The 21,373-nt window shown below is 68.3% G+C and carries 15 protein-coding genes and 3 rRNA genes; 2 read left to right on the forward strand and 16 right to left on the reverse strand.

All coding sequences use genetic code 11. From position 1 onward, the window contains the following. Positions 1-81: 81 nt before the first annotated feature. The 13 genes from xerD to tyrS all read right to left on the reverse strand — a co-directional run bounded on the left by xerD (position 82) and on the right by tyrS (position 17,569). The gene (xerD, locus tag NL142_RS10340) at positions 82-1,068 is read right to left on the reverse strand and encodes a site-specific tyrosine recombinase XerD (RefSeq protein ID WP_435079293.1); all 987 of its coding nucleotides are present in this window, start codon (positions 1,066-1,068) and stop codon (positions 82-84) included. Beyond that, positions 1,065-1,742, reverse strand: a complete 678-nt coding sequence (locus NL142_RS10345; protein WP_435079295.1) for an NUDIX domain-containing protein — start codon at positions 1,740-1,742, stop codon at positions 1,065-1,067. Before NL142_RS10345 ends, xerD begins: the two co-directional genes overlap by 4 nt. Next, entirely contained in the window at positions 1,739-3,481 is a 1,743-nt protein-coding gene (locus NL142_RS10350) for a CTP synthase (protein WP_435079297.1), read from the reverse strand. Before NL142_RS10350 ends, NL142_RS10345 begins: the two co-directional genes overlap by 4 nt. Positions 3,482-3,553: 72 nt before the next feature. Continuing rightward, complete coding sequence (recN, locus tag NL142_RS10355) at positions 3,554-5,269, reverse strand: DNA repair protein RecN (protein WP_435079299.1); 1,716 nt, start codon at positions 5,267-5,269, stop codon at positions 3,554-3,556. Further along, complete coding sequence (locus tag NL142_RS10360; RefSeq protein WP_012038672.1) at positions 5,262-6,179, reverse strand: NAD kinase; 918 nt, start codon at positions 6,177-6,179, stop codon at positions 5,262-5,264. The genes recN and NL142_RS10360 overlap by 8 nt, the downstream gene beginning before the upstream one ends. 5 nt (positions 6,180-6,184) lie before the next feature. Then, positions 6,185-7,063 (reverse strand): TlyA family RNA methyltransferase, encoded by an 879-nt coding sequence (locus tag NL142_RS10365; protein ID WP_435079302.1) that lies wholly within the window; start codon positions 7,061-7,063, stop codon positions 6,185-6,187. Continuing rightward, entirely contained in the window at positions 7,056-7,265 is a 210-nt protein-coding gene (locus NL142_RS10370) for a hypothetical protein (protein ID WP_194682295.1), read from the reverse strand. Before NL142_RS10370 ends, NL142_RS10365 begins: the two co-directional genes overlap by 8 nt. 9 nt (positions 7,266-7,274) lie before the next feature. Continuing rightward, the gene (locus tag NL142_RS10375) at positions 7,275-8,315 is read right to left on the reverse strand and encodes an HAD-IIA family hydrolase (RefSeq protein ID WP_435079304.1); all 1,041 of its coding nucleotides are present in this window, start codon (positions 8,313-8,315) and stop codon (positions 7,275-7,277) included. Next, on the reverse strand, positions 8,305-9,339 hold the full coding sequence (locus tag NL142_RS10380) for a tetratricopeptide repeat protein (protein WP_435079306.1): 1,035 nt from the start codon (positions 9,337-9,339) through the stop codon (positions 8,305-8,307). Before NL142_RS10380 ends, NL142_RS10375 begins: the two co-directional genes overlap by 11 nt. Positions 9,340-10,404: 1,065 nt before the next feature. Further along, positions 10,405-10,521 (reverse strand): 5S ribosomal RNA (gene rrf / locus NL142_RS10385). 116 nt (positions 10,522-10,637) lie between these two features. Further along, positions 10,638-13,757: ribosomal RNA gene (locus NL142_RS10390) — 23S ribosomal RNA — on the reverse strand. A gap of 428 nt (positions 13,758-14,185) precedes the next feature. Then, positions 14,186-15,706 (reverse strand): 16S ribosomal RNA (locus NL142_RS10395). The 16S, 23S and 5S rRNA genes sit together here, the layout of an rRNA operon. A 558-nt stretch (positions 15,707-16,264) precedes the next feature. Continuing rightward, on the reverse strand, positions 16,265-17,569 hold the full coding sequence (gene tyrS / locus NL142_RS10400; protein ID WP_435079308.1) for a tyrosine--tRNA ligase: 1,305 nt from the start codon (positions 17,567-17,569) through the stop codon (positions 16,265-16,267). Positions 17,570-17,787: 218 nt separating this feature from the next. Here tyrS and NL142_RS10405 point away from each other — a divergent pair, with 218 nt between their 5' ends. Further along, the gene (locus tag NL142_RS10405; protein ID WP_435079310.1) at positions 17,788-18,495 is read left to right on the forward strand and encodes a DNA-binding protein; all 708 of its coding nucleotides are present in this window, start codon (positions 17,788-17,790) and stop codon (positions 18,493-18,495) included. A 5-nt stretch (positions 18,496-18,500) separates the two neighbouring features. Continuing rightward, positions 18,501-19,091: a hypothetical protein gene (locus NL142_RS10410; protein WP_435079312.1), complete on the forward strand. Its 591-nt coding sequence runs from the start codon at positions 18,501-18,503 to the stop codon at positions 19,089-19,091. A 30-nt stretch (positions 19,092-19,121) separates the two neighbouring features. Here NL142_RS10410 and NL142_RS10415 read toward each other — a convergent pair whose 3' ends face one another. From NL142_RS10415 to argH, 3 genes are read right to left on the reverse strand one after another with little or no spacing between them, the layout of a single operon-like run. Continuing rightward, entirely contained in the window at positions 19,122-19,736 is a 615-nt protein-coding gene (locus NL142_RS10415; protein WP_435079314.1) for a DNA-3-methyladenine glycosylase, read from the reverse strand. A gap of 7 nt (positions 19,737-19,743) precedes the next feature. Continuing rightward, entirely contained in the window at positions 19,744-19,881 is a 138-nt protein-coding gene (locus NL142_RS10420) for a hypothetical protein (protein ID WP_194684574.1), read from the reverse strand. Next, positions 19,878-21,371, reverse strand: a complete 1,494-nt coding sequence (argH, locus tag NL142_RS10425) for an argininosuccinate lyase (protein WP_435079316.1) — start codon at positions 21,369-21,371, stop codon at positions 19,878-19,880. Before argH ends, NL142_RS10420 begins: the two co-directional genes overlap by 4 nt. Between the last annotated feature and the right edge of the window lie 2 nt (positions 21,372-21,373).

Consider the following 21,373-nt stretch of genomic DNA (forward strand, 5'->3'; position numbering starts at 1 on the left):
CTTGCGCGTCACGTGGATCTCTCTCTGCCGCTCCTCCGACGCGGTCCCGCCGGATCCTGGAAGTCTACCGGGGAGGGTCGCTCACGCCCGGCGGGCACGCGGGTGCGCGGTCGTGTAGACGTCGCGGAGGGTGTCGACGGTGACGCGCGTGTAGATCTGCGTGGTCGCGACCGACGAGTGGCCGAGCAGCTCCTGCACCACGCGCACGTCCGCGCCGCCGGCGATGAGGTGCGTCGCGAACGAGTGCCGGAACGTGTGCGGCGAGATCTCCTCCGCGACGCCGGCGCGCTCGGCGGCCGCCTTGATCACGAGCCACGCGTTCTGCCGCGACAGCGCGTGTCCGCGGAGGCCGAGGAACAGGGCCGGGGTGGCGGATCCGCGCGCGGCGAGGATCGGGCGGACGCGCACGAGGTACGCGTCGACGGCGCGGCGCGCGAAGGACCCGACGGGCACGATCCGCTGCTTGCCGCCCTTGCCGAGCACGCGCACCAGCTCGGCCGCGGCGCCGTCGGGGCCGAGCACGTCGTCGACCGTGAGCGCCGTGATCTCGCTGACGCGCGCGCCCGTCGCGTACAGCAGCTCGAGCAGGGCCTTGTCGCGCACGCGGAGCGGCTCGTCGCCGTCGGTGGCGTCGAGGATCCGGCCCATGGTCTCGATGGAGACCGCCTTCGGCAGACGGCTCGGCAGCTTGGGCGGCCGCTGGTCGGCGGACACGTCGACCTCGACGATGCCCTCCTCCACGAGGAAGCGGTGGAAGCTACGGACGCTCGACAGCATGCGCGCGAGCGACGACGCCGTGAGGCCGCCGTGCTCGGGGTCGCGGACGCGCTGCGCGAAGGCGGCGATGTGCGCGGCGCTGGCGCAGGCCGGATCCGCGACGCCCTCGGCTGCGAGGTGCGCCGTGTAGCGCGCGAGGTCGCGGCGGTACGCCTGGAGGGTGTTCTGGGACAGGCCGCGCTCCACCTCGACGTGCCGGAGCCAGCGGTCGACGGCGCGCCGCAGCGCGACCGGGACCTCGGGGGCGGCGTCGGGCGCCGCTCCCCCGGATCCCTCGGCCGCGTCGGTCACGAGGCGGACGAGCCCCCGCCGTCGCCGTCGCGCAGCTTCGGGTGGCGCGGCCACGGCGCGTCGGCCGGTCCCAGCGTCGACCAGCCGCGCGAGCGGGCGACGTGCGCCTGCAGCACCGCGATCACGGTCGACGGGTTCTGGATCCGCCGCTCGAGCACCGCCGTGACGACCTCGTCGAGGTCGACCCAGCGCACCTCGATGTCGGCCTCCTCGTCGGTGCGCGCGAACGCCTCCGCCGCGGGGGTCAGACCGCGCGCGAGGTAGACGCGGATAGCCTCGTCGCTGCCGCCGGGCGTCGTGTAGTACTCGGCCAGCACGCTCCACTCGGCGGCGACCAGGTCGGCCTCCTCCGTGAGCTCGCGCTGCACGGCCGTGAGCGGCGGCTCGCCCGTGATGTCGAGGAGGCCCGCCGGGATCTCCCACTCGCGCATGCGCACGGGGTGCCGGTACTGCTTGATGAGGAGCACGCGGTCCTCGTCGTCGATCGCGAGCACCGCGACGGCGCCCGTGTGGTCGACGAACTCGCGCGTGATCTCACCGTCGCCGTACGCGAAGGTCTCACGGCGGATGTCCCAGATCTTGCCCTGGAAGACCCGCTCGCTCGACGTGACGTCGTACGAGACGGCGTCGTCGTGCAGGCCGTCAGCCGGCGCGCCCGCGACGGCGTCGGTCACGCGACCGCCTCGGCGTCGTCCTCGACGAACAGCGTGCTGGCGGCCTGGCGGTCGAGCGCGGCGCGGATGAGGCCCGCGAACAGCGGGTGGGCGCGGTTCGGGCGCGACCGCAGCTCCGGGTGCGCCTGCGTGCCGATGTAGAACGGGTGCACCTCGCGCGGCAGCTCCACGTACTCGACGAGCGTGCCGTCGGGCGAGGTGCCCGAGAACACGAGGCCGGCGTCCTGGATCCGGTCGCGGTACTGGTTGTTGACCTCGTAGCGGTGGCGGTGGCGCTCGTGCGAGACGGGCGCGCCGTACAGCTCGGCCGCGAGGGACCCGGGCGCGAGCGCCGCCTCGTAGAGGCCGAGGCGCATGGTGCCGCCCAGGTCGCCGCCCGCGATGATGTCGACCTGCTCCGCCATCGTCGCGACGACCGGGAACTCGCTCTCGGGGTCGAACTCGCTGGAGGAGGCGCCGGTGAGTCCGGCCTCGTTGCGGGCGTACTCGATGACCATGCACTGCAGGCCGAGGCAGAGGCCGAGCACGGGGATCATGTTGTCGCGCGCGAACTTGAGCGCGCCGAGCTTGCCCTCGATGCCGCGGATGCCGAACCCGCCCGGCACGCACAGCGCGTCCAGGTCGCCCAGCTTCTTCGCCGCGCCCTCGGGCGTCTCGCACTCGTCGGAGGCGACCCAGCGCAGCTTCACGCGCGCCGAGTGGGCGAACCCGCCGGCCCGCAGCGCCTCGGTGACCGAGAGGTACGCGTCCGGCAGGTCGATGTACTTGCCGACGAGACCGACGGTGACCTCGTGCTTCGGGTCGTGCACGGCGTCGAGCAGGTCGCTCCAGCCGGACCAGTCGACGGCGTCCGCGGCCGGCAGCCCGAGGTGGTCGATGATGTAGCTGTCCAGGCCCTGCCCGTGCAGCATCTCGGGGATGTCGTAGATGCTCGGCACGTCGACCGCGTTCACGACGGCCTGCTCGTCGACGTCGCACATGAGCGCGATCTTCTTCTTGTTCGAGTCCGAGACGGGCCGGTCGCTGCGGAGCACGAGCGCGTCCGGCTGGATCCCGATGGAGCGCAGCGCCGCCACGGAGTGCTGCGTGGGCTTGGTCTTCTGCTCGCCCGACGCCCCCATGTACGGCACGAGCGAGACGTGCACGAAGAAGACGTTGTTGCGGCCGAGCTCGTGGCGCACCTGGCGCGCGGCCTCGATGAACGGCTGGCTCTCGATGTCGCCGACCGTGCCGCCGATCTCGGTGATGATCACGTCGGGCTGCGGCTCGTCCGAGGACTGCAGGCGCATGCGGCGCTTGATCTCGTCGGTGATGTGCGGGATGACCTGCACGGTGTCGCCGAGGTACTCGCCGCGGCGCTCCTTGGCGATGACCTCGGAGTAGATCTGGCCGGTGGTCACGTTGGCCGCCTGGTCCAGCTCGATGTCGAGGAAGCGCTCGTAGTGCCCGATGTCGAGGTCGGTCTCCGCGCCGTCGTCGGTCACGAAGACCTCGCCGTGCTGGAAGGGGTTCATGGTGCCCGGATCCACGTTGAGGTAGGGATCGAGCTTCTGCATGACGACGCGCACGCCGCGCGCCGTGAGGAGGTTGCCCAGGCTGGCCGCCGTGAGGCCCTTGCCGAGCGAGGAGACGACGCCACCGGTCACGAAGATGTGCCTGGTCGTCTTCGCCGTGCCTGTCGTGCTGGTGATGCTGTCCGTCGAGCTCGGGTCCGTGTCCGCTGAATTGATGTCCGCCACGGGCTTCCATCCTACGTGTGTTCCGGGGCTGCGCGACAGCCACGCCGCGCGAGGCTGCCGCCGGTCGTCCGCTCAGCGCAGGGACGCCGCCGTCTCCACGAGCTCGCGCGCGTGCGCCAGGCCGCTCTCACTGTCGGGGAGGCCGGAGAGGAGGCGCGCCATCTCCTGGATCCGCGCGTCGCCCTCGAGCTGCGTGACGCTCGACGCGGTGACCTGGCCGTCGCCGCCCTTGACGACGCGCAGGTGGTTGGTCGAGAAGGCCGCGACCTGCGCGAGGTGGGTGACGACGATGACCTGCGCGCGCTCCGCCAGCCGGGCCAGCCGCCGTCCGATCTCGATCGCCGCCGCACCGCCGACGCCCGCGTCGACCTCGTCGAACACGAAGGTGGGCACGGGGTCGTCGCCGGCCACCACGACCTCGATGGCGAGCATCACGCGCGACAGCTCGCCGCCGGACGCGCCCCGCCCGAGCGGACGCGCCTCGGCTCCCGCGTGCGGGCGCAGCAGGATCTCGACCCGGTCGGCGCCCGACAGCGCGGGCTCCTCCCGCGGCGACACCCGCACCTCGAGCGACGCGTCGGCCATGGCGAGCGCGCCGAGCTCGGTCGTCACGGCCGCGGCGAGCCGCGCGCCGGCCTCCTCGCGGACGGCGGTGACGCGCGCGGCCAGCTCGCCGACGAGCTGCTCGTCGCGCTCCACCTCGACGCGCAGCAGGTCGATCCGGTCGGTGTCGCCGTCGAGCTCGAGCAGGCGGGCGCTGCCGGTGTCGAGGAAGGCGAGCGCGTCCTCCACCGTCGGACCGTGCGCACGCGTGAGGACCGCGAGCTCGGCGCGGCGATCCTGCAGGGTCTCGAGCTCCCGCGCGCCGTCGGCGTCGAGCCCCGCGAGGTAGCCCGAGAGCTGCACGGCGATCTCCGACACGAGGATCCGCGCGCTGTCCAGCGACTCGATGATCTCGGCGAGGCCCGGGTCGTGCGCCACCACCCGGTCGAGGCGGCGATGGGCGGTGTCGAGCACCGACGCGGCGTCGGCCATCTCCCCTGACACGTCCTCGGACGACATGAGCTCGTGGGCGGCGGATGCGGCCGCCCGCAGGTCCTCGAGGTTGGTGAGCCGGTCGATGCGCTCGCGCAGCTCCTCGTCCTCACCCGGCTGCGGTGCCACGGCCTCGATCGCGTCGATCGCGATGCGCAGCTCCTCGGCCTCGCGCGTGCGGGCGTCCTGCTCCGTGACGAGGCGGTCGAGCTCGGCCCGCGCCGCCTGCCAGCGACGGAACACCTCCTGGTACTCGGCGAGCACGGGCGCGAGCGCGGATCCGGCGAACCGGTCGAGCGCCTGCCGCTGGGCGCTGGACGACCGCAGGCGCATCTGGTCGGACTGGCCGTGCACCACCACGAGCTGCTCGCCGATCTCCGTGAGCAGCGCCGCCGGAGCCCCGCGGCCCCCGACCGACGCGCGGCTGCGGCCCTCGGACGAGAGCTGGCGCGTGACGATGAGCTCGCCGCGCGTGCCGTCGCCGAACGGGTCGACGTCTCCCCCCGCGTCGCGCACGCGCTCGGGCACGGGCCCGTCGGCCGCGATGATCCAGCGCCCCTCGACGACCGCGCGCTCGCTCCCCTGCCGCACGGCGCCCGAGTCTGCGCGCGCGCCGAGCAGCAGGCCGAGGGCGGTGACGACCATGGTCTTGCCCGCGCCGGTCTCGCCGGTGACGGCCGTGAAGCCGGGCCCGAGCGGCAGCGTGGCCTGGCCGATCACCCCGAGGTCGCGGATGGTGATCTCCTCAATCACGGTCGATCGGCCCCCTCCAGCCGGTGACCGGCAGCTCGAACTTGTTGACGAGGCGGTCGGTGAACGGCGACTGCTTGAGGCGCGCGAGGCGCACGGGGATGGCGGAGCGGCGGGCCTCGACGCGCGCGCCGGGCGGCATGTCTCGGGTGCGTCGGCCGTCGCACCAGAGGACGCCGGATCCGGACGTGCGGCTCAGCACCTCGACGGCGACCGTGGACTCCGGTCCCACGACGAGCGAGCGGGCGAACAGGGTGTGCGGGCTGAGCGGCACCACGAGCATCGCCTCGAGGCTCGGCCACACGATGGGGCCGCCCGCCGAGAACGCGTACGCCGTGGATCCCGTGGGCGTCGAGACGACCATGCCGTCGCACCCGTACGACGCGAGCGGCCGCCCGTCGATCTCGACCACCACCTCGAGCATGCGCTCGCGGCTTGCCTTCTCCACGGTCGCCTCGTTGAGCGCCCACGTGCGGTAGACGATGTCGGCCCCGACCTTGAGCGTGACGTCGAGCGTCATGCGCTCCTCGACCGTGTAGTCGCGGTCGAGCACGCGGCGCACGGTGGCCGTGAGGTCCTCCCGCTCGCTCTCGGCGAGGAAGCCGACGTGCCCGAGGTTCACGCCGAGGAGCGGCACGGAGGTGCCGCGCACGATCTCGGCCGAGCGGAGGATCGTGCCGTCGCCGCCCAGGACGATGACGATCTCGAGGTCGGCCGTCTGCACGTCCTCCCCCAGCACGGCGACGCCGTCCATCTCGGGCGCGAAGGGCAGGATGTCGGCCTTCTCGTCGGCCGTGAGCACGAGGTGCACGTCGGCCTCGGCCAGCTGCGCGCACACGCTGAGCGCCGCGTCGATGGAGTCGCGCCGTCCCGTGTGGGACACGACCAGGATGTGCCTCGCGGGTCCAGCCACTTCGCTCACGCTCCTGTGATCTCGTTCGACGTCGATCTCCATTGTGTCGGATTGCTCCCCGCGCGACCGCTGAACCAGGCGAGGTACTCGTGGTTCCCGGCCCCGCCGACGATCGGGGAGGAGACGAGGCCGGCCGTGCCGAGGCCGAGGTCCCACGCGGCCCAGAGGACGCGCATGACGGCGTCGTCGCGGAGCCCCGGGTCGTGCACGATGCCCTCGCGGATCCCCGTGCGGCCCACCTCGAACTGCGGCTTGATCAGCAGCACGATGTCGGCGCCGTCCGCGGCGGTGCGCGCGATGGCGGGCAGCACGAGTCCGAGCGAGATGAAGGAGAGGTCGCCGACGACGAGCCCGGGCCGCTCCCCCGCGAGATCCTCGGGCGTCACGCCGGCCAGCGACTCGGGCGTCAGGTCGCGCACGTTGAACCCCTCGACGACGTCGACGCGCGGATCCTCCCGGATGAGCGGATCCAGCTGCCCGTGCCCCACATCGAGCGCCACGACGCGACGCGCGCCCCGCTCGAGCAGCACCTGCGTGAACCCGCCCGTGGACGCGCCGACGTCGAGCGCCAGCCGCCCGTCGACCGCGACCCCGGGGAAGGCGTCGAGCGCGCCGATGAGCTTGTGGGCGCCGCGGCTGACATAGGCGTCGGTGCCGGCGACCTGGACGACGGATCCGGGCATCACCCGGAACGACGCCTTGACGACACCGCGCCCGTCCACCGTGACGAGCCCGTCGGCGATGAGCCGGGCGGCGTGGGTGCGCGAACGCGCGAGGCCGAGCGCGGGCAGGGCGGCGTCGAGCCGCAGGTCGCCGCCGAGCGACTCGCCCGGGACCGGGTCGGCTGCTGGCGCGGGCGCGGATCCGTCGCCGGGGTCAGCCACGCGTCGCGGCCCCGTCGCCGCCCTCGAGCCGCGCGCGCAGCTCGTCGTGCAGCAGCGCGAACGCGGCCGCGCGGTCGCCGAGCGGCTGCTCCTCGATGAGCTGCAGCCGGGAGACGAGCTCCTCGGCCACGTCGCGGCCGTCGTCGGAGTCCGACCCCGGTGCGGATCCCGCTCGAGCGCTGTCGTCCGGGTCGTCGCTCACGCCGTCACGCTACGCCCGGCCCGCGCCGGCGGCACCGGCGGCGACGTAGAGGGACTCCTGCACATCGAGCCCGTAGATCGGCCGGCCCGAGTTCCAGATCACGGCGCACGCGGCGCGGAGCGTGTCGATGGTGGATCCGCCGTCCTTGACGACCTCGACGCGGTCGCCCGCGATGCGCACGGACGACTTGCCGACCGTCGCCACCCGGCCCTCCTGCGAGAACCGCGTCTCGGGGTACGGCTCGTGCAGCTGCCCGAGGTGCTCGAGGATGAACGTCGGCCGCTGGTCCTCCTCGGCCGCGAGGAGCTGCTTCGCCCGGTCGATCCCGGTGAGCACGTGGACCGACGCCATCCCGGCGCGCGTCGCCCCGAGGATGTCGGTGTCGAGACGATCGCCGAGGAACACGGGCCGCTGGGCGCCGAAGCGCTCGCGCGCCACGTCGAAGATCGGCGTCTCCGGCTTGCCCGCGACCACGGGCAGCCGACCGACCGCCGTGTGCACGGCCGAGACGAGCGTGCCGTTGCCGGGCGCGATGCCCCGCGCGACGGGGATGGTCCAGTCGGTGTTGGTCGCGACCCACACCACGTCCGGGTCGGCCAGCGCGAACGCGGCCTCCGCCAGCTGGGCCCAGCCCACCTCCGGCGAGAAGCCCTGCACGACCGCAGCCGGCTGGTCCTCCGTGGAGCGCGTCACCACGTAGCCGGCCTTCTCGAGCTCGTGCACGAGGCCATCGCCGCCGACGACGAGCACGGTGGATCCGGCGGGCACCCGGTCCGCGAGGAGCCGCAGCGCGGCCTGCGGCGACGTGACGACGTCCTCGGGCGCCACCGTGAGCCCGAGCGAGCTCAGGTGCTCGGCCACCGAGGCGTCGGTGCGCGAGGCGTTGTTCGTGATGTAGCCGAGCCGGATCCCGTCGCCGGCGGCGCGGTTCAGCGCGTCGACCGCGTGCGGGATGCTGTCGGGTCCCGCGTACACGACGCCGTCGAGGTCCGCGAGGATCACGTCCACGCCGTCGAGCGGCGCACTGCCCTTCGACGCCCTAGCGAACATCGCGGTCCGCCTCCCCGGCGTCGTCGGCCCGCGGCCTGTCGTCCTCGGCGTCCGCGGCAGGCGACTCGTCGCCTGCATCGCCATCGACCTCCAACTCGTCGTCGACGTCGACCGCGATGTCCTCGCTGTCGCCCTCCTCGCTCGGCGGGCTCGGCTCAGCTGCCTCGACGGGGTCCTCCGAGGCGTCGACTGTGGCATCGGCAGCCTCGTCGGACTCCACGGCGCTCGCGCTCGCAGGGATCGCGTCGCCGGATCCGTCGTCCTCGGACGGCTCGTGCCCACCGTCCTCGACCTCGAGCTCCTCCTCGACGACCTCGACCATGTCGTCCCAGCCCTCGTCCGGATCCGCGAACGCCGCCTCGGCCGCGTCGGCGCGCTGACGCCAGGCGTCCGCCTCCGCCGAGCGACCCAGCTCCTCGAGCACCTCCGCGTAGGCGTGGAAGAGGTCCGCGCTGTACGAGTACGCCACGTCCCGGTTCAGCTGCGCGATCGACAGCTCGTCGAGAGCCGCCTCCGTCTGGCCGAGGTCGAGGCGCGCCCCGGACATCGCGATCGCGAGCGCGACCTGCTCCGCCGCCGGCAGCGTCTCCTTCGGGACCGAGCGCCCGAGCTCCAAGGCCTTGTCCGGGCGTCCCTGCCCGCGCTCGCTGTCGACCATGAGGGCGAGCTGGTCGTCCTTGCCGGAGATGCGCCGGTAGGTCCGCAGCTCGCGCAGCGCGAGCGCATAGTCGCCGACGGCGTACGCCGTGATGGCCAGCGACTCCCGGACCACCGCGATGCGACCGGCACGGCGAGCAGCCGAGGTGGCGTGCCGGTGCGCGAGCTCCGGATCCTCCTCGATGAGCCGCGCCGCCATCACCAGGTGCTGCGCGACGCCCTCGGCGTTGTCCTTGCTCAGCGTCTTCAGCTCGTTGCGCGCGATGCGGTCGAGATCGCCCGGCTTCACGTCCTCGGGGATCTCGGGGTCCTCGTGGCGCGGACGCACGGAGCGCAGCTCACGCGCGCGCAGCTGCTCCTCCGTCAAGGCCTCCTCGTAGCGAGGGGCATCGCGGTCGTTCCTCGCGGGTCGTCCGCCGCGCGTCCAGAGCTTGTCACCGTCGCGCGGCGGTCGAGCACCACCGCGTCCGGCATCACGGCCACCGGAATCCCGACCGCCGTCCTTCGACCACGGCTTCCGCTCCCCGTCCCTGGCAGGCCGCGGCGAACCCGACCCGCCATCACGCGACCAGGGCTTGCGCTCCCCATCGCGCTGCGGCCGAGGGGAAGCTCCACCGCCGTCCTTGGACCAGGGCTTCCGCTCACCATCACGAGCGGGACGAGCCGGACCGCCGGCCCCGCCGCCGTCCTTGGACCAGGGCTTGCGCTCCCCATCGCGCTGCGGGCGGGACTGCCCACCACCGTCCTTCGACCAGGGCTTCCGCTCACCGTCACGAGCGGGACGAGCCGGACCGCCGCCATCACGAGACCAGGGCTTGCGCTCCCCATCGCGCTGCGGCCGACCGGCCGCTCCACCGTCGTCCTTCGACCAGGGCTTGCGCTCCCCGTCACGCGCCGTGCGGTCTCCCCCGGCCGCACGCGGACCGGAGGAGCGCCCGCCTTCACGGGGCCCGCGAGGCGCACCCGCGGAACCGCGCTCGTACGGCGGCTTGCCGCCATCACGTCCACGCGGCGAGTGCGACGATCCGCGGTCCTGGCCCTCGGGCCGGCTGTCTCGATCGGATGAGTCGCTCACTGTGCTCCTGTCGGCCGCATGGGCCAGATGATGTCTGTGGTGTTGTGGGTGTCGCCGAAGTCAGGTCCCAGGCTAACCGGTGCCGTCGGTCGTGTGCAGCGGACCGGCATCGGCGATCATGGTGGTCGCGCACCGATCCTCGGCGGGCTGCATCGCCTCGGCGATCTCAGCCCCGGGACACGCAGTCGGACGCGACACCAGGAGAGGCGCAACCCATCCGCCACCGCCGCGATGGGCCATCTCAGGGTCGAGCTCGAAAGCCCCGCCGTGGAGGATCGCCCGCGATGGTCCGGGTGTTAACGCAGAAAGGCCCGCCGCACGATGTGCGACGGGCCTCCCCGATCATTCTCAAGTTAAGTCCGGCGGTGTCCTACTCTCCCACAGGGTCCCCCCTGCAGTACCATCGGCGCTGAGAGTCTTAGCTTCCGGGTTCGGAATGTGACCGGGCGTTTCCCTCTCGCTATGGCCGCCGAAACACCTCATACACACCCCACAGGGCATGAAATCTGTGATGAATCGACCAGTCAAGCTGGTTGTTCAATTAGCACCCGACCGTATATCGGGAACCACATAGTGGACGCAAGCAAAGTGTTTTCAAGATATCGGCTTATTAGTACAGGTCAGCTCCACGAGTCTTTAGTCCTCGCTTCCACATCCTGCCTATCAACCCGGTAGTCTAGCCGGGAGCCTTCACCCTAAAAGGGATGGAAATCTCATCTCGAAGCCGGCTTCCCGCTTAGATGCTTTCAGCGGTTATCCGTTCCGAACGTAGCTAATCAGCGGTGCTCCTGGCGGAACAACTGACACACCAGAGGTTCGTCCATCCCGGTCCTCTCGTACTAGGGATAGATCTTCTCAAATTTCCTACGCGCGCAGCGGATAGGGACCGAACTGTCTCACGACGTTCTAAACCCAGCTCGCGTACCGCTTTAATGGGCGAACAGCCCAACCCTTGGGACCTACTCCAGCCCCAGGATGCGACGAGCCGACATCGAGGTGCCAAACCATGCCGTCGATATGGACTCTTGGGCAAGATCAGCCTGTTATCCCCGAGGTACCTTTTATCCGTTGAGCGACAGCGCTTCCACAAGCCACTGCCGGATCACTAGTCCCGACTTTCGTCCCTGCTCGACTTGTCAGTCTCACAGTCAAGCTCCCTTGTGCACTTACACTCGACACCTGATTACCAACCAGGTTGAGGGAACCTTTGGGCGCCTCCGTTACTCTTTAGGAGGCAACCGCCCCAGTTAAACTACCCACCAGGCACTGTCCCTGAACCGGATTACGGTTCGAAGTTAGATATCCAGAGTGACCAGAGTGGTATTTCAACAATGACTCCACCCGAACTAGCGTCCGAGCTTCACAGTCTCCCACCTATCCTACACAAGCCACACCGAACACCAATACCAAGCTGTAGTAAAGGTCACGGGGTCTTTCCGTCCTGCTGCGCGTAACGAGCATCTTTACTCGTAGTGCAATTTCGCCGAGTTCGCGGTTGAGACAGCTGGGAAGTCGTTACGCCATTCGTGCAGGTCGGAACTTACCCGACAAGGAATTTCGCTACCTTAGGATGGTTATAGTTACCACCGCCGTTTACTGGGGCTTAAATTCTCAGCTTCGCACTTGCGTGCTAACCGTTCCTCTTAACCTTCCAGCACCGGGCAGGCGTCAGTCCGTATACATCGTCTTGCGACTTAGCACGGACCTGTGTTTTTAGTAAACAGTCGCTTCCCACTGGTCTCTGCGGCCTTCAAACGCTTCAGGAGTAAATCCCTACACGCCTCAGGCCCCCCTTCTCCCGAAGTTACGGGGGCATTTTGCCGAGTTCCTTAACCACGATTCTCTCGATCTCCTTAGTATTCTCTACCTGACCACCTGAGTCGGTTTGGGGTACGGGCGATTGGAACCTCGCGTCGATGCTTTTCTCGGCAGCATAGGATCACTGATTTCGTCCGTGAGGACTACCCATCGGGTCTCAGGCTACATAGAAGACGGATTTGCCTATCTTCTGCCCTACATCCTTAGACCGGGACAACCATCGCCCGGCTCAGCTACCTTCCTGCGTCACACCTGTTAATACGCTAAACGCCCCAGCGTAGGGTCGTGTGCTAGGCCAAGACCGTCACCCCGAAGGGATCGAATCAAGGATTCAGACACTTAGCATTACTGGATTGTCTTGGGCGGTTCTTCATCGGTACGGGAATATCAACCCGTTGTCCATCGACTACGCCTGTCGGCCTCGCCTTAGGTCCCGACTTACCCAGGGCGGATTAGCCTGGCCCTGGAACCCTTGGTCTTTCGGAGGACGGGTTTCTCACCCGTCTTTCGCTACTCATGCCTGCATTCTCACTCGTGTGGCCTCCACGGCTGGTTCACACCGCCGCTTCGCTGGCCACACGACGCTCTCCTACCCATCCATACGGCTGGACCACGAAGGCCTGCCTATAATATAAATGCCACAACTTCGGTGGCGTGCTTGAGCCCCGTTACATTGTCGGCGCGGAATCACTTGACCAGTGAGCTATTACGCACTCTTTCAAGGGTGGCTGCTTCTAAGCCAACCTCCTGGTTGTCTATGCAACTCCACATCCTTTCCCACTTAGCACGCGCTTAGGGACCTTAGATGGTGGTCTGGGTTGTTTCCCTCTCGACGATGAAGCTTATCCCCCACCGTCTCACTGCTGCGCTCTCACTTACCGGCATTCGGAGTTTGGCTGAAGTCAGTAACCTTTTGGGGCCCATCGTCCATCCAGTAGCTCTACCTCCGGCAAGAAACACGCAACGCTGCACCTAAATGCATTTCGGAGAGAACCAGCTATCACGAAGTTTGATTGGCCTTTCACCCCTATCCACAGCTCATCCCCTCCATTTTCAACTGAAGTGGGTTCGGTCCTCCACGACGTCTTACCGTCGCTTCAACCTGGCCATGGATAGATCACTTCGCTTCGGGTCTAGAACATGCGACTCATACGCCCTATTAAGACTCGCTTTCGCTACGGCTGCCCCTCACGGGTTAACCTCGCCACATATCACTAACTCGCAGGCTCATTCTTCAAAAGGCACGCTGTCACACCAACAAGGGTGCTCCAACGGTTTGTAAGCAAACGGTTTCAGGCACTATTTCACTCCCCTCCCGGGGTACTTTTCACCTTTCCCTCACGGTACTTGTCCGCTATCGGTCATCTGGGAGTATTTAGGCTTATCAGGTGGTCCTGACAGATTCACACGGGATTTCTCGGGCCCCGTGCTACTTGGGATACTCTCCGGACAGGCGACGACATTTCGACTACGGGGTTCGCACCCTCTATGACTGGCCTTTCAAGACCATTCGTCTATATCGCGCTCATTGCCCTCACAGCTCGGTAGAACTGTACGGAAAGTCCCGCAACCCCGACCATGCAACTCCTACCGGATATCACACATGATCGGTTTGGCCTCTTCCGGTTTCGCTCGCCACTACTAACGGAATCGCTTTTGCTTTCTCTTCCTGTGGGTACTGAGATGTTTCACTTCCCCACGTTCCCTCTACCCGCCCTATATATTCAGGCGGGAGTCACCAGGTCACCCAAAGGGCCTGGCGGGGTTTCCCCATTCGGAGATCCTCGGATCACAGCTCTATTATCAGCTCCCCGAGGCTTATCGCAGATTTATACGTCCTTCTTCGGCTCCAGATGCCAAGGCATCCACCGTTTGCTCTTAGAATCTTGAAATCACATGAGATTGAATCGTTTCGCCTCCCCTAGAGGAGACAGAATTGACCAATGATCTATAAATAGATCTTTGTGATCCACCGGTAAACCGGTGAATCTAAGATGCTCGCGTCCACTGTGTAGTTCTCAATATACGGGCGGTACCCCACCACCATCCACAACAGGACGACGGAAAGGGTCCGACAAGAAACCAGACACACCCATAAAGGTGCGGCCCGGTCCCTCAGGACCCAACAGCGTGCAACATGCCCTCGACACACCAGACCGCGTTCCCACCCCACAAGGAGGCGTACTAGCAGCCCGACACATCAGCCGGCATCAATGTCAATGTTCCACCCATGAGCGCCACCGCCAGAACAGACGCCTGACGCGTGACTTGGCACCCTTGATCTCCCTGTATACAGAGGAGAGGTGCACATGCTCCTTAGAAAGGAGGTGATCCAGCCGCACCTTCCGGTACGGCTACCTTGTTACGACTTAGTCCTAATCACCGATCCCACCTTCGACAGCTCCTCCCTTGCGGTTAGGCCACTGGCTTCGGGTGTTACCGACTTTCATGACTTGACGGGCGGTGTGTACAAGGCCCGGGAACGTATTCACCGCAGCGTTGCTGATCTGCGATTACTAGCGACTCCGACTTCATGAGGTCGAGTTGCAGACCTCAATCCGAACTGAGACCGGCTTTTTGGGATTCGCTCCACCTTACGGTATCGCAGCCCTTTGTACCGGCCATTGTAGCATGCGTGAAGCCCAAGACATAAGGGGCATGATGATTTGACGTCATCCCCACCTTCCTCCGAGTTGACCCCGGCAGTCTCCTATGAGTTCCCACCATTACGTGCTGGCAACATAGAACGAGGGTTGCGCTCGTTGCGGGACTTAACCCAACATCTCACGACACGAGCTGACGACAACCATGCACCACCTGTATACCGACCTTGCGGGGCACACATTTCTGCATGTTTCCGGTATATGTCAAGCCTTGGTAAGGTTCTTCGCGTTGCATCGAATTAATCCGCATGCTCCGCCGCTTGTGCGGGCCCCCGTCAATTCCTTTGAGTTTTAGCCTTGCGGCCGTACTCCCCAGGCGGGGAACTTAATGCGTTAGCTGCGACACGGAGACCGTGGAATGGTCCCCACATCTAGTTCCCAACGTTTACGGCATGGACTACCAGGGTATCTAATCCTGTTCGCTCCCCATGCTTTCGCTCCTCAGCGTCAGTTACGGCCCAGAGATCTGCCTTCGCCATCGGTGTTCCTCCTGATATCTGCGCATTCCACCGCTACACCAGGAATTCCAATCTCCCCTACCGCACTCTAGTCTGCCCGTACCCACTGCAGACCCGAGGTTGAGCCTCGGGATTTCACAGCAGACGCGACAAACCGCCTACGAGCTCTTTACGCCCAATAATTCCGGACAACGCTTGCACCCTACGTATTACCGCGGCTGCTGGCACGTAGTTAGCCGGTGCTTTTTCTGCAGGTACCGTCACTTTCGCTTCTTCCCTACTAAAAGAGGTTTACAACCCGAAGGCCGTCATCCCTCACGCGGCGTTGCTGCATCAGGCTTTCGCCCATTGTGCAATATTCCCCACTGCTGCCTCCCGTAGGAGTCTGGGCCGTGTCTCAGTCCCAGTGTGGCCGGTCACCCTCTCAGGCCGGCTACCCGTCGTAGGCTTGGTGAGCCATTACCTCACCAACAACCTGATAGGCCGCGAGTCCATCCCCAACCGAAATTCTTTCCACGACCAGACCATGCGGCCAGTCGTCATATCCGGTATTAGCTACCATTTCTAGCAGTTATCCCAGAGTCGGGGGCAGGTTACTCACGTGTTACTCACCCGTTCGCCACTGATCCGCCAGAGCAAGCTCTGACATCACCGTTCGACTTGCATGTGTTAAGCACGCCGCCAGCGTTCGTCCTGAGCCAGGATCAAACTCTCCATAAATGCTTAAACGCACGACCACCCAAAAGCAGCCGGCACATCTAAAGCCAGACGTGAACGGGAATCGAACACGAACCAGCAAGTTTGAAACCGACAGAACAAATCATTACTGACTTGCTTGTTTGTTTAAATGTATTCCAAAGGAATCCGAAACGAGCATCCGAAGGACACCCGCAACGGGTATTTGGCATTTGACATTGTGCACGCTGTTGAGTTCTCAAGGAACGGACGCTCCCGACACCGACCATCACAGCCAGCCATCGGAGCTCACACTCCACCGCTCCCCGTGGGAGTGATCCAGACCAGAAGGCCCAGCACTCACGTCGGAAGCAGAATCAGACCCTAGCTCAGTTGATGGTAAACACGCAACCCTTCAGGGCCACGGCAACTTCTGTTTCACCAGGATCCAGAGCACCAGAACAACTCCGGAAGCTTCTCAGCTCCCCGCCCGTTCCGGCGACAAGAGGAGACATTACGCGGACCACCCCACCCCCGCAAAACCACCCACATCCCGGGCGTGTCGCGACGGCCCTCTACATGAAGGGCTGATCAGGAGGGCATTCAGGCGACGGTGACGCCCGCGAGGGTCTTCTTGCCTCGGCGGATCACGGCGAAACGGCCGTGCAGGAGGGCATCCACGACAGCGGCCGCATCGCCCACCGCGACGTTGTTCACGTAGACCCCGCCCTGCGTGATCGCACGCCGAGCCTCACCCGCGCTCGAGACCAGACCGGTGTCGATGAGCGCCTGGATCACGGTGGTGCCGGCGGGGATCTCCGAGGACGGGAGCTCTCCCAAGGCGGCGCGGAGCGTCGACTCGTCGAGTGCGGTCAGCTCGCCCTGCCCGAACAGCGCCTGCGCCGCGGCGATCGCGGACTCGGTCGCCTCGACCCCGTGGACCAGCGACGTCACCTCCCAGGCGAGCGTCCGCTGGGCCTCGCGTCGGAAGGGCTCGGACTCCACGGCTCGCTCCAGCTCCTCGATGCGGGCCCGGTCGAGGAACGTGAAGAGGCGGAGGCGCTGGACCACGTCGCCGTCCTCCGTGTTGAGCCAGAACTGGTAGAACGCGTACGGGCTCGTGAGCTCGGGGTCGAGCCAGATCGCGTTGCCCTCGCTCTTGCCGAACTTGGTGCCGTCGGAGTTGGTGATGAGGGGCGTGCCGATGGCGTGCGCGGTGGTCCGTTCGCTGCGCCGGATCAGGTCGGTGCCGCTGGTGAGGTTGCCCCACTGGTCGCTGCCGCCGGTCTGCAGCACGCACCCGTACGTGCGGTGCAGCTCGCGGAAGTCGAGACCCTGCAGGATCTGGTAGCTGAACTCCGTGTAGCTGATGCCCTCGTCGGAGTTGAGGCGCGCGCTCACGGCGTCCTTCTTGAGCATGGTGCCCACCCGGAAGTGCTTGCCCACCTCCCGGAGGAAGTCGATGGCGCTCATCGGCGCCGTCCAGTCCAGGTTGTTCACGATCCGCACGGCGTTGTCGCCCTCGGGGCTGAGGAACGCCGAGACCTGCGCCTGCACACGGCCCACCCAGTCTGCGACCACCTCCGGGTCGTTGAGGGTGCGCTCGGCGGTCGGCCGCGGGTCGCCGATCAGGCCGGTCGACCCGCCCACCAGGCCGAGCGGACGGTGCCCGGCCAGCTGGAGGCGGCGCATGAGCAGCAGCTGCACGAGGTTGCCCAGGTGCAGGCTCGGCGCGGTGGGGTCGAAGCCGCAGTAGTAGGTGATGGGCGGACCGGACAGCAGCTCCTTCAGCGCGTCCTGGGCCGTGGAGACGTGCACGTACCCGCGCCAGACGATCTCCTCCCACACGTCCTCGAAGGACGGGTCGTTGCGCTGGGAGGAGAGTCGGTCGGGATCGGCGTTCGTCACGCGATCACGGTATCAGCGCGGCATCGCGGGGACGGTGGGACGCGGCGGTGTCGTCGCCTCCCGGGCGGGGTGGTCGAGCTCGGACCGCTGTCGGTGGTCCCGGACACACTCGGAAGCGCACCGGGTGATGCGATCAGGCCCCTGGGCTTGATCCGCGGAGATCAAGTGCATAGCTTTGATGTGCACGCATCAACGGCAGGGCCTTGAGGGGGATCCGCATGTTCGTCATCACCGCCGACCAGAAGGGCAGCAGGACCGACGTCGACCGCGCCGGGACGGGACGGGACGATCTGGCGTCGCGCTTCGAGGGCCGGCTCGTGCTCCCGGTCGACCGCACGTCCGGCGACGAGCTGCAGGCGCTCGTCGCCGACGCGGACACCGCCCTCGACATGGCGCTCGTCCTCACCCGCGCCGGGCACTGGAGCGTCGGGCTCGGGATCGGAGCCGTGCGCACCCCGCTCCCCCGGGCGACACGGGAGGCCACCGGCCCGGCCTTCATCGCCGCGCGCGACGCGGTCGGCGCGGCGAAGCGCAGCGCGACGAGGTTCGCGCTCGCGGTGGATCCGCCTGCTCCCCCGACACCCGGTGATCCGGGATCCGACCTCCCGGGCTACGCGCTCCCCGGCCCCGACGAGGTCGAGGCGCTCATCACGCTGCTGCTCCTCGCGCGGGACCGCCGCACCACCCAGGGCTGGGACGTCGTCGACCGGATGGCGGACGGGAGCACGCAGCGGGAGGTCGCCGCCACCCTCGGCATCACGCCGCAGGCCGTGAGCACGCGGCTGCGCACCAGCGCATGGCGCGCCGAGCGGGCCGCGATCCCGGGGCTCGTCGCGCTGCTCGCCCACCTCGACGCGCAGGCGACCCGGGACGAGGACGCCGTGGCACCCGCACCGCGATCCGCCCGTCCGGGGACGCGCTCGTGATCCCGGTGGGGACTGCCGGGGAGATCACGGCGTGGATCGCCCTCTGCGTGCTGGTGACCGCGGCGCTCATCCTCGCGCTGCTGGCGGTGCGCGCGCCCCGGACGGGCCGCGTGGTCGCGGCCGCGGGCGCCCTCGCCTGCGCCCTCGCGCTCGGACTGGCCCTCACCGGCCCCGCGTCGCCCCTGGTCGTCGGCTTCGTGGGCATGGTCGCGGTCGTGCTCGCGGTGCTGGGCGGCGGGTCCGCGTCCACCGTGGTGCTCGCCCTCGCGACCCGCGGCTCGGTGCCGCCGGGAGCGTTCGGCGGGATCCTGGTGGCGCCGCGGGGGCACGAGGACGATCCGTCGGCGCTGCGTCGACCCACCCGCGAAGTGCTGCGCGGCGGCGCGACGATCGGCATGCTCGAGCGGCTGGCCGTGGTGGCCGTCATCCTCGCCGGCTACCCCGAGGCGCTCGCGGTCATCATCGCGATCAAGGGCGTCGGCCGGTTCTCGGAGCTCGGCGAGGCCGCGGAGGCGCGGGAGCGGTTCATCATCGGCACCCTGGTCAGCTGGCTGTGGGCCGCCACCTGCGCGGCGGTCGTGCTGGTCGTCCGCTAGTCGCCCGTCCGTCCGCGTCGCGCGGACCGGTCAGCGGCGGACGCGCGGCACGTGCGCCCGGTACGCCGAGACGGTCGGGTCGCCCGGCACCCAGAAGCGCCACGGGAAGAGCTCGCCGGACCCACCGGGTCCGGACACGCCGACGCGCGGGCCCGCGGCAGGGAGGGCGAGCGGCTCGTCGGGGAGGACCAGCCGGTACGGCGGCGCGTCCAGCGCCACGCCGTCGTCGGACAGCGGGATCGCCAAGGCGACCGCGAGCCGCGCCGGCCCCCGCGCCAGGTCGCGATCACGGACCGCAGCGCCGCGCCGGCGCCGCGCGAGCTCGACGCCCTCCACGACCTCGCCGGCGCGCAGCAGCACGCCCGCGCTCGTGCCCTCGGGGCCGCAGACGATGTTCGCGCACGTGTGCATGCCGTACGTGAAGTACGCGTAGAGGTGCGCGGGCGGGCCGAACATGGTCGCGTTGCGCGCCCGCTTCCCGCGGAAGGCGTGCGAGCCGGGATCCTCGCCGACCCCGCGGTAGGCCTCCACCTCGGTGAGGCGCACGGACACGCGGCCCTCCTCCGAGTCGCGCGAGAGGATCGCGCCGAGGAGCGCGGGCGCCACCTCGACCGCGTCGCGCGCGAAGAAGGCCGCGTCGATCACGCGGGGATCAGATCAGCTCGCCGTTGAGGCTCGCGACGACCACCACGAAGACCAGCACGGCGACGGCCACGCCGATGACGAGCGGCAGGAGCCAGCGGTGCCGGGGCGCGGGCCGCTCGGGACGGCGGCCGTTCGAGAGCGTCACTCCGACGCCTCGCCGGAAGCCGCCGCCGCTGCCGCCGCCCGGCGCTCGGCCGCTGCATCGGCCCGCGCGCGCAGCTCGGCGATCCGGCGCACGAGCTCGGCGCGCTGCTCGTCGACGCGCACCCGGGCGGTGCCGCCCACCCCGTCGCGGCTCGCCACGGATCCCTCGATGCTCAGGACCTCGCGGACCTCCGGCACCAGGTGCGGCGACACGGTCCGCAGATCGTCGTCGGACAGATCCTCGAGGCCGATGCCACGGGACTCCGCGGCCTTCACGAGCTCGCCCGTGATCTCGTGCGCGTCGCGGAATGCCACCCGGTGCTTCACGAGCCACTCGGCGACGTCGGTCGCGAGCGAGAAGCCCTGGGGCGCGAGCTCGGCCATGCGGTCGGTGTCGAAGCGGAGGGTCGCGATCATGCCGGTGAACGCCGGGAGCAGGACCTCGAGGGTCTGCACCGAGTCGAAGACCGGCTCCTTGTCCTCCTGCAGGTCGCGGTTGTACGCGAGCGGCAGGCCCTTGAGGGTCGCGAGCAGGCCGGAGAGGTTGCCGATGAGGCGCCCCGACTTTCCGCGCGCGAGCTCCGCGATGTCGGGGTTCTTCTTCTGCGGCATGATCGACGACCCGGTCGAGAACGAGTCGCTCAGCGTGACGAACCCGAACTCGCGCGTGTTCCAGAGGATGATCTCCTCGCTCAGCCGCGACAGGTCGATGCCGACCTGCGCGAGCACGAACGCGAACTCGGCCACGACGTCGCGGGCGGCCGTCCCGTCGATGGAGTTCTCGGAGCTGCGCGCGAAGCCGAGGTCGCGGGCGACGGCGCCGGCGTCGAGGCCGAGGGTCGAGCCCGCGAGGGCGCCGGATCCGTAGGGCGAGACGTCGGCGCGCGCGTCCCAGTCCGCGAGGCGCTCGAGGTCGCGGACCAGCGGCCAGCAGTGCGCCAGGAGGTGGTGCGCCAGGAGCACCGGTTGCGCGTGCTGCAGGTGCGTGCGGCCCGGCATGATCGCGCCGCCCGCCGCCTCGGCCTGCGCGGCCAGGGCGTCGACGAGCTGCACGAGCATCGCGTGGATGACGGCCGCGTGGTCGCGGAGGTACATGCGGACGAGCGTCGCGATCTGGTCGTTGCGGCTGCGGCCCGCGCGGAGCTTGCCGCCGAGCTCGGTGCCCGCGATGTCCATGAGCCCGCGCTCGAGGGCGCCGTGTACGTCCTCGTCGGCCTCGGACGCGACGAGCGCGCCCGACCGGACGCGGTCCTCGAGGGTGTCGAGCGCCTGCAGCATGGCCTGCCGCTCGGCGTCCGACAGGTAGCCCGCGGACGCGAGAGCACGGGCGTGCGCCCGGGATCCGGCGATGTCGTACGGCGCCAGCTGCCAGTCGAAGTGCGTCGAGCGGCTGAGCGCCACGAGCTCCGGCGACGGGCCGCCGGCGAAGCGGCCGCCCCAGAGGGCGCCCGCCTCGCCCGCGCGGGTGGACGGATCCGTGCTCTCGGTCATGC

The organism is Clavibacter quasicaliforniensis, assembly GCF_051201715.1.
GTDB classification, from domain to species: domain Bacteria; phylum Actinomycetota; class Actinomycetes; order Actinomycetales; family Microbacteriaceae; genus Clavibacter; species Clavibacter seminis.

Bases quoted from the DNA above. Each gene is read 5' to 3' on its own strand.
- NL142_RS10375 (WP_435079304.1), bottom strand. From the start codon at position 8,315: ATGTTCGCTAGGGCGTCGAAGGGCAGTGCGCCGCTCGACGGCGTGGAC.
- argH (WP_435079316.1), bottom strand. From the start codon at position 21,371: ATGACCGAGAGCACGGATCCGTCCACCCGCGCGGGCGAGGCGGGCGCC.
- NL142_RS10405 (WP_435079310.1), top strand. From the start codon at position 17,788: ATGTTCGTCATCACCGCCGACCAGAAGGGCAGCAGGACCGACGTCGAC.